Raw genomic sequence first — 13,619 nt, 5'->3', positions numbered from 1 at the left:
ATGGCAGAAAATTTCAAATCACTCGGCGTACGTGCCGATCTCGTTAAAGGCCTGGATCAGCTGGGGATTCAGGTGCCTACCCCAGTACAACATGCGGTCATACCGTTTTTGTTACAGGAGGGCAGTGACCTGATTGCGCAAGCGCAGACAGGCACTGGGAAAACCGCTGCCTTTGGTGTGCCGCTGTTGATGCAGGTTGATCCTGCCATAGATAAAATTCAGGGACTGATTATCGCGCCGACGCGTGAGTTGGCCAAACAGATCGGGAAAGAGCTTTTTCGTTTTACCAAATTTAGTGAGCCAAAGATTTTTGTCGAGGTTGCCGCTGGCGGGGACAAGCTTGAGGATCAGATTCAACGCTTGAGCCGGCCCACACCGGTTCTTGTCGCCACTCCGGGACGCTTAATGGATTTATTGAAAGCCGGACTACAGCTGGACGGTGTGCAGTATCTCGTTCTGGATGAGGCCGATGAAATGCTCAGCATGGGCTTTCAGCAGGAACTGGGGGCTATCTTTAAAGCGACTCGCAACCGCCAGGCGACTTGGCTCTTTTCGGCGACCTTTCAGAAGCGTGTGCAGGGCTTGATCTCGGATCATATGTCGGCCAGCGCTCATCGGGTGCAAGTGGAACCTAAGCAGATTGTAAATCGTAATATCGACCACCAATTTGCGATTTGCGCTCGTGAGGAAAAGGATGCCTTTATTATTAATTATTTAAAAGAGCAGGGCAGTGAGCGTGGGTTGATTTTCTGTCGTACGAGGGCTGGAGCGATTCGCATGGGTGAAGAATTGGAAAAAGCCGGCCTTTCGGTCGGTGTGATTCAAGGCGACCTCAGCCAACGCGACCGTGACAAGGTGATGCGTGCTTTCAAGAAGGCACGCACACAGTTTTTAATTGCGACCGATGTAGCTGCGCGTGGTATCGATGTAGAGAGCTTGTCTTTTGTGATTCAACATCAGTTGCCTGATGCGATTCAATATTACACCCACCGCAGTGGGCGCACCGCGCGTGCGGGGAAGAAGGGCGTATCGTTGACTTTGATCGAGCCCAATGAGCGTGGGCAAATTACTAAGTTAGAGCAGTCATTGGGGCTGAACTTCACTTTAGTAGATTAGAGGCAGGGGAAATTGCTTCTAAATAAATGTAATGGAGAAGGTCTTTTTTGGTTTCTAACTAGCTTATTTATAGTGCCTTAGGGGCTTCTGCGAGGAGCTCGTTGATGAGCCTGGAGTTTTAAGGAATGTCGATGCACTTCTTTAATAGATGGGTCTTGCTCCATGCTAGGAGTGGTTTTCACTTGGTGATATGTCTATTCGTCGCGATCTTGATTTTGAGATGAGCTTTTTTGAAAGCCTGCATCGTCGCATGCCCAAAGATGTGCGAGTCGCCTCCGTTTTGGCTCATATTTACACTGAGACGGGCCATATTGATTCCGGGCTGAAGATGGACCGAAAGTTGGTGCGTTTAAACCCCAAGGATCCTACGGCACACTACAATTTGGCTTGTAGCTTGTGTCTCAAGGGGAGGAATGCAGAAGCTGTTGCGGTGCTGCGAACTGCAATTTCTTTCGGTTATAAGGATTTCGATTGGATGCAGCACGACCCGGATTTGAGTGGACTACATGAATATGCTGGTTTTCACCAGTTATTGATAGATTTGAAGATTGGCTAATGCTTTGTGACCTTATCTGATTGTATGAGTTATGCATCCGCACCAATCGATCGGTCTTCATAGGAATACGTTGCGTGGCTTCATTTGGAGTCAGCAAGGCGCGTTGAGGACTTATATGTTCTGGCGTATCCTGAGTATTTTGGCGATTACGCCTTTTCCAATCTTATCTCAACGCATTGTGGACGTTGCGATTCCTGAGGACAATCTAACGGGAGTCTTTTATTATACAGGGCTATCGCTAACACTGTTGATTGTGCATTTCGTATCGATGCGGATCGCAGTGAACAATTTATCGACGCAGTCACAGGAGATTTTTCGCCGCTTGCGAAGTCGGATTTTTCATAAGCTGAACTTCATGCATTTCGGGTTCTTGGATTCGATCCAGACGGGGCGATTGCTGTCAAAATATGCTTTTGATACTAATAATATTGAAGCGACGGTGATACAGATTGTGACTGGGATCATTCCAGAGTTGCTGCGCTCATTTTTGTTAATCATGGCCTTAGCCTACATCAATATCTGGCTGCTGTTGATTGTGTTGGTCAGTATTCCGATCTTTGCAATGGTGCGTATCTACTTTTTCCGGCAAATTGAATTTAATAACCATGAGGTGCGTGTGGCGCGTGAGCGGATGACCGGGCAGGCAAATGAATTTATCTCAGCGATTAAGTTGGTGCGTGGATACGGTCAAGAGCAGGAGGCGAAAAAGCAGATGGGGGCGGTGAGCGATGCGTACAGTGCCAAGCGCATTTCGCAGATGCAGTTGAATCAGTCGCTGGGGTATATTTTATTTACTGTGGTGACTTCCTTGTCCCTGTTTGCGGTGGCGCTGTGTGGATGGCTTGTGATTGGAGATAAAATGACGCTGGGTGCGATGGTGGCATTGGTGGGGGCGCTGCCGGTCTGCCTCGCGCCTGTGAATATGATTACTCAATTCAGCATGCAATACCTGCTCGGAGCTGAAAGTTATAAAAGTATTAAGGAGCTGATGGATTCCGCGTACGTTGAGGAATGGCAGGGCACGCGTGTGCTGGAGCCTATGCGTGGCGAAATTGAATTTCGTAATGTTAGTTTCGCCTACGATAAGGAGAAAGAGCATCGTACTATACGGAACTTTTCTACCATCATACGCCCGGGCGAGCATGTTGCTTTTGTGGGTCCCAGTGGCTCGGGGAAGAGTACCATGGTCAGTTTAATGCTTGGCTTTTATGCGCCAATCGATGGCGAAATTCTGATCGACGGAGTGTCTCAGTCGGACTTAGCCATTCGCGAGTTCCGTCAGGAGTGTGCCATTGTGATGCAGGATAATTTACTGCTCTCTGGCACGCTGCTGGATAACATTCGTTTCGGACGGCCTGGAGCTACGGAAGCTGAGGTTCGCGAGGCTGCACGGCATGCCAGTGCACTTGAGTTTATAGAAGCACTCCCCGAAGGTTTTCAAACTAAGGTCGGTGAGCGTGGTGTCAGTCTTTCTGGTGGACAGCGTCAGCGGATTGCGATTGCACGGGCTTTATTGCGCAACCCCAGGGTCTTGATTTTAGACGAAGCCACCAGTGCGCTTGATTATGAGAGTGAGAAGTCAGTGCAAGCTGCCATTGAGTACTTAGCCCAGGGCCGCACCACCATTACGATTGCGCATCGTTTAAGTACCATTCGTAGTGCGGACCGTATTATCGTACTCAAGGCTGGCGAGTGTATTAGTGAAGGTACTTGGGATGAGCTTGCTGCTCAAGAGGGGGCCTTTAAAGACTTACTGGATGCCCAAGCCTAAGCCGAAACCAACAACGACCATCGTTGAAGTGATTGCCCTGTCAGGATTTGATAAGGCACTTGCCTACGCGGTGCCACCTGCCTGCCAAGCGATGCTGCAACTCGGTTCATTGGTACGTATTCCGCTGCGTCGACGCAGTGAGTTGGGCGTCGTGACACGCCTGGGTACGAACCAAGTGGTGCCACCGGGAAAGCTTAAAATGCTCTTCGAAGTCGTGCAGCCTTATCCAGTATTGACGCCGGATTTAATGGAGCTCTTTCGTTGGGCACAGCAGTATTATGCCTCTACTCCCGAGGCGATATTGGAAACAATGATTCCAGCCGCGATTCGAAAGGGCATGAAACCGAAGACGCGTCGTTATATTTCTAAAGGTAAGGCACCTACTACAGCAGAGCTTGAAGCATTAATGACACGAGCGCCTAAGCAGGCTGCGATCCTTAAGTTTATTCGTCAGCAGGTGAAACCCTTGCCCAGGGCAGATATTCTCAAGGCTATGAAAATTAGTGCTTCGGCATGTGATGGGCTGGTGGCCAAGGGCTTTTTACGTGAAACCGACACCGAGGAGGAACGTATAGCCTATGAGGATGAGCTGGGGGACCAGGAGACCGTGGTGACGGAGACACGTCCAGAATTGACAGATGAGCAAGATGCTGCAGTGAAGGCGATCCACCGTGCGATTTCGGCGGATGCCTTCAGTGTGCGGCTGTTGCATGGCGTGACGGGCTCGGGTAAAACTGAAGTGTATTTGAATGCCATTGAAAAGATTGTGGCCGAAGGTGGTGGAGTTATCTTTTTAGTGCCGGAAGTGGCTTTGGCGCCGCAGACTGTTGGGCGCGTGCGTGCGCGGCTTGAGGCGCGTGGTGTGCACACGGTGGTTTGGCATAGTCATCTCTCGGAGGGGGAGCGTTACGACGCGTGGAAGGCGCTGGCCAGCGGCGAAGCCCACGTTGTCGTGGGAGCGCGTTCCGCAGTGTTCGCACCTGTGCAAAATCTAAAGCTCATGATTGTCGACGAAGAACATGAGCCCTCGTATAAGCAAGAGGAGTCGCCGCGCTACAACGGGCGCGACGTTGCGGTGTACCGTGCGCACATTAATAAGTCTGTCTGTGTATTGGGCTCCGCGACGCCTTCACTTGAATCATTGTATAATGTCGAGCGTGGCAAATACGCGGTCGATCGCATACTTAATCGTGTGGATCATCGTCAGTTGCCTAAAATTCACTTAATTGATATGCGGCGGGAAGCTTTGCAAGGCAAGGGGGCCTCGCCTATTTCCCGTACCTTGGCCAATAAGCTGGTGGACCGTTTCGAAAAAAAAGAGCAGAGCATCCTCTTTCTCAACCGACGCGGTTTTTCCACCAGTATTCTGTGTCCGGACTGCGGCTATGTGGCCTCGTGTAAGCATTGTAGTATTCCAATGACCTTTCACCGCACAGATGGGAAATTGCGTTGTCATTTGTGTGGTGAGCAGAGTGAGGCGCCACTCAAATGCCCCGAATGTAAGTCGATTAATATTCGTAAAAAGGGGCTCGGGACTCAAAAAATTGAAGACATTGTGCAAAAGATTCTACCACGTGCAAAAATTGTGCGCATGGATGCAGATTCGATGTCTAAAAAGAATCTTTATCGAAAGATTTTAAATGACTTCCGAATTGGTAAAATTGACCTATTGGTCGGCACTCAGATGATTGCTAAAGGCTTGGATTTTCCGAATGTCACCTTGGTGGGGCTGGTTGATGCTGACAAGTCGTTGCATGTGGAAGATTTTCGAGCTGCTGAGCGTACGTTCCAATTGATTGTGCAGGTCTCTGGGCGTTCTGGCCGCGGCGACCGTGCTGGAGAGGTCGTGATACAAACCAGCACGCCACATGCGCCGCCAATTCAGTTTGCACGAAAGTCGGACTTTGATGGCTTTCAGTTGGAAGAGCTGGAGCAGCGGCGTGAATTTAATTATCCGCCCTTTCGGCACCTGATTCGCCATCTGTTTCGAGGGCGCAATCCAGACAAGGTTAATTTTTATATTGATCAGTGGTTGAAGGTGCTGGAGGTTGAGATGGATGGGAAATTGGAGATCCGTGGCCCAGCGCCTGCTCCGATCGAAAAGATCCGGGATGAGTATCGCTTCCAATTATGGTATTTTGCGCCGAGTGCCAGTCGCGTGATTAGTCAGCTTGTCGCTCTGCGTCAGCAGTTTAAAATGGATAAAGAGGTGATCGATTTGATCGATGTGGACCCGATGAATATGAGCTAAGTCAAGTGAGCAGCTGATCGACTCGAAGCGCTCTGACTCGTCGGGGCAAACTATGTATGTGTCAGAATTCGTTTCGTGTTATGTCAGTTAGAGTAGATAGGGTAGGCCAAAGAGAAAGAACAGAAACATGCAGACCGCTACGATGAAGAGGGCCAAGCAACCAATTTTCGCGCGTAGAATGTCGTTCTGTGTCTTGGGCTTGTAAGTGCTTTCGAAGTCGCTGGTGGCACTTTCAAGCGGATAGGGCGGTTCTGTGACAGATGTGGGGCTTTTCTTGGTTGGGGGTGTATACTCAGTTGGGGGTGTATAGATTTGTGCGCCTGAGGGAAGCGGCGGGGGCGAGGCGGTTTGCGAACCGTCGGATTCATTCTCTGGCTTGGCATTGAATGGCTTGGGAGAGGCCGATTGTTTTTCGAGTTGAATGCTTGTGTTACTTTCCGCATCCTCAGAATTTTGAGCCGGAGACGTGGAGACAGTGGGTGTGTCGTCGTGTGCCAGGGTGCTCTGTTCGGCAATTTTTGCGTCCAGCCAGTGTAGGTGCGCTTGGACTTGTTGGCGCTGCTTTTGGAGCTCTTCGAGTGTGATAGCCATCGGAATGACTTTGAACGTGGAACATTCGGACTAGTTCGTCGAATCATTTTTCACTGTGAGGAGCTTGTCGGTGCGCGTCGTCGCTGCAATGGTGCGGATCTACGCAAGGGCAGTGCCATGGCTATACGAAAAAAAATCCCACTCCTTGAATAGGAATGGGATTTAGTTAAAAAGTCTATACGTATACTTTACGCGACCGCTTCTTCAATCACATTGATTTTGCGGTGAAGCTTATCGAAAGCAACACGGCCGTCCTTCAATGCGAACAGAGTGTGATCGCGGCCCATGCCGACGTTGGCACCTGCATGGAAACGTGTGCCGCGCTGACGAATGATGATGTTACCAGCTACGACGACTTCGCCGCCAAATTTTTTGACGCCAAGACGCTTTGCGTTGCTGTCGCGACCGTTACGTGAAGTTCCTTGTCCTTTTTTATGTGACATCGTTCAGTATCTCCTGAGTGGTTAAAAATTATCCGTTGATGGATTCGATTTTGATAACAGAAAGGTGCTGGCGATGGCCACGGCGTTTTTTGTAGCCTTGGCGACGCTTCTTTTTGAAGACGACGATCTTCTTGTCCTTTTTGTTTTCGAGAATGGTGACCTTGACGGATGCGCCCTCGACCAGAGGAGTGCCGAAGCGTGCGTCCGCACCTTCACCGATCATGAGGACTTCGCTGATGTCTACAGAGTCACCGGCTTCCGTTCCTGGGAAGGCGTTTACTTTGAGGACATCGCCTTCTGTTACGGTGAATTGGCGACCTTGTGTTTTGATAGTGGCTTTCATGGGAAAAGGGGGAGAGCAAATCGTGCTTGGCGACGAAATCAAGACGTTTTTTCGTCTATTTTCCTAAATCTAGTCAATTACGATCTCAGATGGGTTGTAATCGACTTGTGGATAGCTGAGGTGCATGTCCTCCAGGCAGCTAACGACGATACGGGCGACTAGTAGATTGCGGGCCCATTTTTTATTGGCGGGTATGATGTACCATGGTGCGTAAGAGGTGCTGGTTTTAGCAAAAACCTCCTCGTAAGCGGCCACGTACTCGCTCCACTTACTGCGGGCGACGAGATCCGATTGGTCAAATTTCCAATTTTTGGCAGGCGTATCCAGTCGTTCCTGGAGTCGTTGCTTTTGGGTGTCGCGGTCGATATGCAGGAAAAATTTTAAAATGACAGTGTCCTCATCCGCGAGCAATTGTTCAAAATCGTTGATGTGGCGGTAGCGTTTGCGCCAGATGGCGGGAGGCTTCAGTTTGTTTACGCGCACCGCCAGCACGTCTTCGTAGTGGCTGCGATCGAATATCATGATTTCGCCTCTGGCGGGGGTGCGCTTGTGAACACGCCAAAGATAGTCCCGCGCGAGTTCACGAGTGGAGGGTCTTTCGAAGCTGGCCACGTGGACTCCCTGTGGGTTGACACCGCGAAACACGTGGCGAATTGTGCCATTCTTGCCGCTCGTGTCCATGCCTTGTAGCACGAAGAGGAGTTTTTTACGGCGATCGACAAAGAAGCGCTGTTGCAGCTCAGCGAGACGTTCATGCAGAGCGCTTAGCTCTTTTTTTGCATCGCTCTTACTGGTTGGTAAGTCCTTCCATGGGTTCGAGGAAACCTTTGATATCTCATTATTCTGAGTCTTGGTTATGCGGTAGGCGTCAAAGTCGCTAAGTTTCATTGTTGGTTAGTGAGTCTTGCTAGGCTGGATTGGTCAATAATGGATCACTTGCGCACGTAGACCATGACGACTTCGCCTGCGCGTGTATGGAGCAGGCCTGTAAATTCACGGTTTGGTTCGCGATAATAATTAATGAATGAGTCGTAAAATTCGTCTGGAATGTAGGCTGTGATGGCGCCGCCATCTTCACCATTGTAAGCGGTGTGTGCTTGGACTGCACGAAAACTCTCAGGGCTGTCGGCATCGCTAGCAGTGATTGCAGCGATGTGGACAGTGACTTCGGTATTGAGGTATTTTTCGATGTTGGCTTGGTAAAAGGCAAATGTGAAGGCTGGTGGGGGTGGGTCTTCTGTGACGATCATGTGGCTGAAATCTGCCAAGGTATTGGCAGAGATTCCTGGTATTTGTATCAGAGATTCGATGCTTTCGATGGGGCGAGCGGCAATTATACGAGCTGCATAGGCTTGGCCGATTCCTGGGAGCTCCTGCAGTTCTGCGCTGGTCGCGGTGTTTATATTCAAGCGATCTTTGAGTGATGTCCCTGTAGCGGTGTGCGGTGCCTGTATTTCGCTGGAGTTGATACCGCTGCGATGGATCAGACTTTCAAGTCCTGACATTTGCATCGAACCTGTTGCCAGTGCCCAGATGCCGTCTTCTTCGTGCTGGGCCTTGCGCTCTTGCTCCTTGAGCCGCGCTAGAAAGGTGCGGGGAGTGAGGCCGCCGGGCCAGCGATTCTCGGTGGGTTTGCCATAGAGACGTGCCAGACCTGCGCGTATCAATTCGCTGGATAGAAATTGCTCTCCTTTTTGAATGAGAGCGAAGTAGCGTTGATGGTGACTGCTACCGCGTGCATCTTCCCATTGGGTAATCACAGTAAACTCTCCACGGAGAAAATTCTGGGTGAAGGAGCTCGCAAGTTTACCGGTATTGGTGACGTCTTGCTCGGGAATGGAGAAATAGCGTGCCTGATCGCGGACTCGATCGATATACGTTTCAGAGGTCTCTGGTGCATCGACGAAATAGAGGCGAAAGCTGTATTTTTCATTGCGGTAAGCGACTTGAAAGCTGTCCCCATCGTTAAAGTGTGCCTTGACTAGCCGACAGCCTTCCAGCACTTCCCAGGTGCCTTCGACTTGTTCTGCTGCCCGTGAGTGGAGGCTCCACGAGAGAATACATAGCAGTGTAAAAAGCATCCGCATACAGGTTGTATTAGAGTTTGGGGGACTGCTGGCAAGGCTTGGATTGTGTCTGCTTTGATTTAGGTGGGCTTGCTATCTGATATGCAGCCAGTTTAAATGAATCCATATGTCGGCTGCATCCACAATTGCGAAACTGAGCTCTACTTTGGGCACCCTGGTCCCGCGGGGCTGTGCTTTTGCAGTGACAGCAGTGGATGGAAGCCATGTCGCGAAGCTTTCGCAGCGTGAGCATGCTTGGAGTGTCGACTGGGGGGTGCATCGTCTGCAGGAGTTTGCGGCTGGGCGTTTCTGCGCGCACAGTGCGCTGGCTCAGTTGCAGGTTGTTTGCGATGATTTGCTGCCGGACGCTCGGGGACTGCCTGTATGGCCTGAATGTGTGCTGGGGAGCATCTCGCATAGCCGTGGAATTGCGCTGGCAGTGCTTACTCGCAATGCCCCTCCGCGTCTGCTGGGGGTGGACTTGGAAAAGACTAATCGCCTAAGTGTGGCGGCGATTCAAAAGGTGGTGCATCCATTGGAAATGGATTTCGTGGCGGGCGATCAACTGCGGGCGTCCGTGTTGTTTAGTTTGAAGGAGGCCTTTTATAAGGCGCAGTTCGCGCATTGCCGCACTGATGGGAATTTCCAGGATTTGGCGCTAGCATTGGATATGCAGTCTGGAGTGGCGAGAGTTTTACTACTGGAGCGACGATTCGCGACTGAGTTGCAGCATCTTAATTTCAGATTCCGACTGGTCGACGATTATGTGTTGAGTCTGTGCTGGCTATGAATTGTCGTTGACCCAGCTTTGCGAGCCGGACCGGCACTCTTGATTAAGCCTCGTCACGCCGCCAAGGACGGCTACTGATCTGTTGGATTTCACCGCGAGAAAGCTCCAGCCAGAGCGTCAAGGCTTGGTTGCGGGTGAGGCCATTCATATAGCGAGGGGGCTCGTCGGCTGTGTCGAGATTTTCAAAGGTGACTACACCGCTGGGGTAGACGGAGAGACTCCAGCCGCTGCTGTCGTGCACCAGTGAAACGTCCGGATGTTCACAGTCGAGTACGTCCTGTGTATCGAGACTGTCCAGTAAGTGACGCATTTTTTCAGCTGTTGGATTCAGCTCAGTGATACCGAAGACGTCAGTTGTGTGGTAGAGTTCCATGGGTGCCATACGGTGGATGCAGTCGTTGCTATAGGCTGAGGTGCAGCACCTTGGAGTTTCGTCCGTTATTGGCGTAGTCTTCACGCCGTTCAGCAGGCAGATCGTCGATGCCGCCCTCTGTGAAGCCACAGACTTTGGAGAAAAATTTATTGGCTTGGGTGGTCATTGCGATGACGCGCTTTGCGCCGCGCGTTTTGGCTTCTGCGCAAGCAAATTCTACCATCTTGCGACCGACACCTTTATTCTGGTAGAATGGTTGCACGTATACGCTGCCGACTTCGATGACCTCGCCATTGTCATAGCTCTTCAGGTTGACACAGCCCACGATACTGCCGTCGATTTCGTAAACCAAATATTTGTCAATGGTGGCTTCGATGGATTCCTGTGAACGTTCGCGCAAGCTTTCACTGCGAACAGCATTGCGGGTGATGTTAAAAATTGAGTGTGCATCGGCGGCAACTGCTCGTCGTATGGATTGATAATCATTACTATAGACCATGGTTCCAATGCCCACTTTATCGAAAATTTCGTTGAGCAATGCCCCAAAGGCTCTGCCATCAAGTATGTGGGCGCGTGGGGTGCCCGCATGAATGGCCCTGACTGCTTGCCTTGATTTGCTCTGTAAGCGGTCTGGGATTTTTTCGGCTGCTGTTTGAAGTAGGCGTTCCAAGTCGGCGACCGGGAGATTGGTTAATGGTTGATCATCAAGCTTTAGCCCTTCTTCGGTAGTCATATAGATTAGCTTGGAGGCACTTAGCTTGGAGGCCAGTTCGGATGCGAGTAGGTCGGAGTTGATTCGCAGCGGGGTGCCCTCGCGACTGAAGGCGATGGGCGTAATGACTGGGATGGTATCGGCATCGAGCAGTTTATTAAATAACACCACATCCAGTTTGTCGACTGTGCCGCTGCTGAGTTGATCTTCGCCTTTGACTATTCCGATTTCCTTACTCCGGACTCCGTTGCATGTGGCGCAGCGCAGACCGTTACGTGTGAGCCCCTGCATGACTTGTAAACTGACAATCGCGGCGGCTTCTGTGGCCAGTTCGAGGGTGGCGGTGTCCGTTCTTTGTTCGCCGTGAGGATCGCTGATGACTGTTTTCTTTTGGGCGGCGAGTGCTTTGAGTTGTTGGCCGATGCCGTGCACGAGGACTACCTTGATATTCAGAGAGCGGAGCACGGCGATGTCTAGTAGCACATTCTGGAAGTTTTCATGTGCGACCAGGCTACCATCCAGCGCGAGTACGAAGACATGGTCCCGAAACATGGGGACATATTTAAGAATCCCACGTAGGTCGGTGGGCTTAATTGTGTTTTCGTTATTCTCGATGGTGTTCATTATACGCGCATTCAGTGTGCGATTCCTCTACGGGCTTGCAAGGCGCATGTTTTCAAGTTGATCCTAGGGGGCGACTTTTCACGCCTGTATTCGAGCGGGCCTTATTACATGACACTTGTTTTTATGGGCGTGAGAAGCCTGCCCTGTCCTTACGTATGAGCAAAGACCCCTTAGATCAGATCCCAGCTGCCTTCGCCGAACCGCTGGAGAGTTTTCTCGCATGGTTGGAACTTGAGCGTGGGCTCGCGGCCAATACGCTTGCGGCCTATACCCGTGATCTGGCGCAGTGTGTGGGGTTTTTAACTAAGTTGGGCGTGCATGATTGGCAGCAGGTTGAGTCGGGGCATGTGGCTGCGTGGACGGCTAGTCTGAGTCGTGCCGGTTTTGCACGCAGCAGCCAAGCGCGCAAGTTATCAGCTTTGCGTATGCTGGCAAAGCATCTCGTGCGGGACAATGTACGTAAGGATGATATGACGGAACTACTGGGGGCGCCAAAACTTGAGCGTCGATTGCCTGAGGTGCTGACGCGGGAGGAGGTCGAGCGGCTGCTTCTGGCACCTTCGGATCGCACCCCACATGGGCTGCGTGATCGCGCTATTTTGGAGCTCTTTTATAGTAGTGGTCTGCGTGTTTCTGAGCTGTGTGGTATCTTATTGCAAAGTATTCATCTAGATGAGGGCTATGTGCGTGTGTCAGGCAAGGGGGCGAAAGAGCGGATCGCGCCGATAGGAGGGGCAGCGATTCAGGCGGTGCAAAATTACCTCTCAGGTGGACGCCCTTATTTAGTTAAGTCGCGCACCGGGAGTGAACTTTTTTTGAGTCAACAAGGGCGTGCGATTTCGCGCAAAATGGTCTGGGTCTCAGTTAAAGAGCACGCCCGTCGGGCGGGCATCAAGAAGCCGATCAAGCCGCATTTACTACGACATTCCTTTGCGACGCATTTATTGGAAGGTGGCGCTGACCTGCGTGCGATTCAGGAGATGTTGGGGCATGCAGATATTTCGACCACTCAAATTTACACCTCTGTGCAGTCGCAACGGCTGGTAGATGAGCACGCGCTGTTTCATCCTCGCGCTAAGAAGTGAATGATGCTCGAGCCAGCGATTCTCTCTCTCTTTATATTACGAACCAGGCGATGAGTGAAAAAGGTGACTAAAAAATGAATTACAGAAGTGTGCGACGGCGCAGCATGACGAAGCCTAGGGCGCAGGTGCCCGCGAGTAGGGCGAAGGTTCCTGGTTCCGGAACGATCGTGACTGTGAAGGCTTCAATCGCGAAATTGCCATCAAGCCAGGCAATGCTAAATGATTCATTCGCAGCTAAAGCATTCGCCTCAGTGAATGTGATTGTATTCGATGAGTTATTGTCGAAGTCACCATTGTTGAGGGTAATTTCAGGATTGGAATTAGTGAAAGAGAGCAGTAGTGAGTCTCCGCCATCTCCAGTGAAACTGCCCATGTCTAAAAAATCTAAGGTAATGGCTTTATTGAAGGAAAACGTGAGCGCATCTCCAGCTGCCGATAGAGTGCCCCCACTGTCTATGCCGATGCCAGTATTTGTATCGCTAATGCCTAATTGACTGGGAGTGACTGTGAGATTCAGGCCAGCGACGATAGAGCTTAAGTCAAAGACTGTCGCACCTGTGGCTCCATCCATAGCTGTTTCAAAACTGGCTCCAAGCGATGGGTTGCCATTGATGGTATCGTCGTCAAATTGGAAATCGATACTTTGTGCAGAAGCCGAAAGGCCGCAGAGAACTGTGGCGGTGAGGAGTATGCGTGTCAGTTTCATAGGCATGCAGGGGTGAAGTCATGTCTGGTGTTTACTATGCAGTATTCGTGCCAATAATCAACTGTAGAATTGTATTCATTCTGTATCACACCTGCAGTAATACCGATTCTCATAATTAATGCGCATGTAGTGGTCTCAAGTAGCGTTTACTGAAGCGCGAATCCACCCATTACCAAATAGGCGTATGACACG

14 protein-coding genes are annotated in these 13,619 nt (G+C 50.8%); 6 read left to right on the top strand and 8 right to left on the bottom strand.

Annotated elements, in window-relative coordinates:
• The 4 genes from QEH59_RS10780 to priA all read left to right on the top strand — a co-directional run bounded on the left by QEH59_RS10780 (nt 1) and on the right by priA (nt 5,694).
• Nucleotides 1–1,116: a DEAD/DEAH box helicase gene (locus tag QEH59_RS10780; RefSeq protein ID WP_308985381.1), complete on the top strand. Its 1,116-nt coding sequence runs from the start codon at nt 1–3 to the stop codon at nt 1,114–1,116.
• A gap of 190 nt (nt 1,117–1,306) precedes the next feature.
• A complete protein-coding gene (locus tag QEH59_RS10775; RefSeq protein WP_308985380.1) occupies nt 1,307–1,672 on the top strand; it encodes a tetratricopeptide repeat protein in 366 nt (121 codons plus the stop codon).
• 31 nt (nt 1,673–1,703) lie between these two features.
• Nucleotides 1,704–3,443 (top strand): ABC transporter ATP-binding protein, encoded by a 1,740-nt coding sequence (locus tag QEH59_RS10770; RefSeq protein WP_308985379.1) that lies wholly within the window; start codon nt 1,704–1,706, stop codon nt 3,441–3,443.
• Entirely contained in the window at nt 3,430–5,694 is a 2,265-nt protein-coding gene (gene priA, locus QEH59_RS10765; protein ID WP_308985378.1) for a replication restart helicase PriA, read from the top strand. The genes QEH59_RS10770 and priA overlap by 14 nt, the downstream gene beginning before the upstream one ends.
• Before the next feature lie 87 nt (nt 5,695–5,781).
• Here priA and QEH59_RS10760 read toward each other — a convergent pair whose 3' ends face one another.
• The 5 genes from QEH59_RS10760 to QEH59_RS10740 all read right to left on the bottom strand — a co-directional run bounded on the left by QEH59_RS10760 (nt 5,782) and on the right by QEH59_RS10740 (nt 9,158).
• Nucleotides 5,782–6,285, bottom strand: a complete 504-nt coding sequence (locus tag QEH59_RS10760) for a hypothetical protein (protein WP_308985377.1) — start codon at nt 6,283–6,285, stop codon at nt 5,782–5,784.
• Between the two features lie 188 nt (nt 6,286–6,473).
• On the bottom strand, nt 6,474–6,728 hold the full coding sequence (gene rpmA / locus QEH59_RS10755) for a 50S ribosomal protein L27 (RefSeq protein ID WP_308985376.1): 255 nt from the start codon (nt 6,726–6,728) through the stop codon (nt 6,474–6,476).
• Between the two features lie 28 nt (nt 6,729–6,756).
• Nucleotides 6,757–7,071 carry a 50S ribosomal protein L21 gene (rplU, locus tag QEH59_RS10750; protein WP_308985375.1) on the bottom strand — a complete coding sequence of 105 codons (315 nt, stop codon included), beginning with the start codon at nt 7,069–7,071 and terminating at the stop codon, nt 6,757–6,759.
• Between the two features lie 69 nt (nt 7,072–7,140).
• A complete protein-coding gene (locus QEH59_RS10745; RefSeq protein WP_308985374.1) occupies nt 7,141–7,959 on the bottom strand; it encodes a PPK2 family polyphosphate kinase in 819 nt (272 codons plus the stop codon).
• 44 nt (nt 7,960–8,003) lie between these two features.
• Complete coding sequence (locus tag QEH59_RS10740; protein ID WP_308985373.1) at nt 8,004–9,158, bottom strand: helix-hairpin-helix domain-containing protein; 1,155 nt, start codon at nt 9,156–9,158, stop codon at nt 8,004–8,006.
• A 106-nt stretch (nt 9,159–9,264) separates the two neighbouring features.
• Here QEH59_RS10740 and QEH59_RS10735 point away from each other — a divergent pair, with 106 nt between their 5' ends.
• Nucleotides 9,265–9,927 carry a 4'-phosphopantetheinyl transferase family protein gene (locus tag QEH59_RS10735; protein WP_308985372.1) on the top strand — a complete coding sequence of 221 codons (663 nt, stop codon included), beginning with the start codon at nt 9,265–9,267 and terminating at the stop codon, nt 9,925–9,927.
• A 43-nt stretch (nt 9,928–9,970) separates the two neighbouring features.
• Here QEH59_RS10735 and QEH59_RS10730 read toward each other — a convergent pair whose 3' ends face one another.
• Together QEH59_RS10730 and argA are read right to left on the bottom strand one after the other, a co-directional pair.
• Entirely contained in the window at nt 9,971–10,309 is a 339-nt protein-coding gene (locus tag QEH59_RS10730; protein ID WP_308985371.1) for a hypothetical protein, read from the bottom strand.
• Nucleotides 10,310–10,328: 19 nt separating this feature from the next.
• Nucleotides 10,329–11,636: an amino-acid N-acetyltransferase gene (gene argA, locus QEH59_RS10725; RefSeq protein WP_308985370.1), complete on the bottom strand. Its 1,308-nt coding sequence runs from the start codon at nt 11,634–11,636 to the stop codon at nt 10,329–10,331.
• Nucleotides 11,637–11,650: 14 nt separating this feature from the next.
• Here argA and xerD point away from each other — a divergent pair, with 14 nt between their 5' ends.
• Nucleotides 11,651–12,721 (top strand): site-specific tyrosine recombinase XerD, encoded by a 1,071-nt coding sequence (xerD, locus tag QEH59_RS10720; protein WP_308985369.1) that lies wholly within the window; start codon nt 11,651–11,653, stop codon nt 12,719–12,721.
• A 79-nt stretch (nt 12,722–12,800) separates the two neighbouring features.
• On the opposite strand, the gene QEH59_RS10715 is transcribed toward xerD, so the two are convergent.
• Complete coding sequence (locus QEH59_RS10715) at nt 12,801–13,427, bottom strand: PEP-CTERM sorting domain-containing protein (protein ID WP_308985368.1); 627 nt, start codon at nt 13,425–13,427, stop codon at nt 12,801–12,803.
• Nucleotides 13,428–13,619: the final 192 nt, after the last annotated feature.

It is taken from the genome of Thalassobacterium sedimentorum, from assembly GCF_031127905.1.
Classification (GTDB): Bacteria; Verrucomicrobiota; Verrucomicrobiia; order Opitutales; family Coraliomargaritaceae; genus Thalassobacterium; species Thalassobacterium sedimentorum.
The sequence above is the reverse complement of the archived record's forward strand: the minus strand, read 5'-3'. Positions and strand labels throughout refer to the sequence as shown.

Coding starts and splice junctions, on each gene's coding strand:
- QEH59_RS10780 (WP_308985381.1), top strand. CDS start 1: ATGGCAGAAAATTTCAAATCACTCGGCGTACGTGCCGATCTCGTTAAA.
- QEH59_RS10775 (WP_308985380.1), top strand. CDS start 1,307: ATGTCTATTCGTCGCGATCTTGATTTTGAGATGAGCTTTTTTGAAAGC.
- QEH59_RS10770 (WP_308985379.1), top strand. CDS start 1,704: ATGCATCCGCACCAATCGATCGGTCTTCATAGGAATACGTTGCGTGGC.
- priA (WP_308985378.1), top strand. CDS start 3,430: ATGCCCAAGCCTAAGCCGAAACCAACAACGACCATCGTTGAAGTGATT.
- QEH59_RS10760 (WP_308985377.1), bottom strand. CDS start 6,285: ATGGCTATCACACTCGAAGAGCTCCAAAAGCAGCGCCAACAAGTCCAA.
- rpmA (WP_308985376.1), bottom strand. CDS start 6,728: ATGTCACATAAAAAAGGACAAGGAACTTCACGTAACGGTCGCGACAGC.
- rplU (WP_308985375.1), bottom strand. CDS start 7,071: ATGAAAGCCACTATCAAAACACAAGGTCGCCAATTCACCGTAACAGAA.
- QEH59_RS10745 (WP_308985374.1), bottom strand. CDS start 7,959: ATGAAACTTAGCGACTTTGACGCCTACCGCATAACCAAGACTCAGAAT.
- QEH59_RS10740 (WP_308985373.1), bottom strand. CDS start 9,158: ATGCGGATGCTTTTTACACTGCTATGTATTCTCTCGTGGAGCCTCCAC.
- QEH59_RS10735 (WP_308985372.1), top strand. CDS start 9,265: ATGTCGGCTGCATCCACAATTGCGAAACTGAGCTCTACTTTGGGCACC.
- QEH59_RS10730 (WP_308985371.1), bottom strand. CDS start 10,309: ATGGCACCCATGGAACTCTACCACACAACTGACGTCTTCGGTATCACT.
- argA (WP_308985370.1), bottom strand. CDS start 11,636: ATGAACACCATCGAGAATAACGAAAACACAATTAAGCCCACCGACCTA.
- QEH59_RS10715 (WP_308985368.1), bottom strand. CDS start 13,427: ATGAAACTGACACGCATACTCCTCACCGCCACAGTTCTCTGCGGCCTT.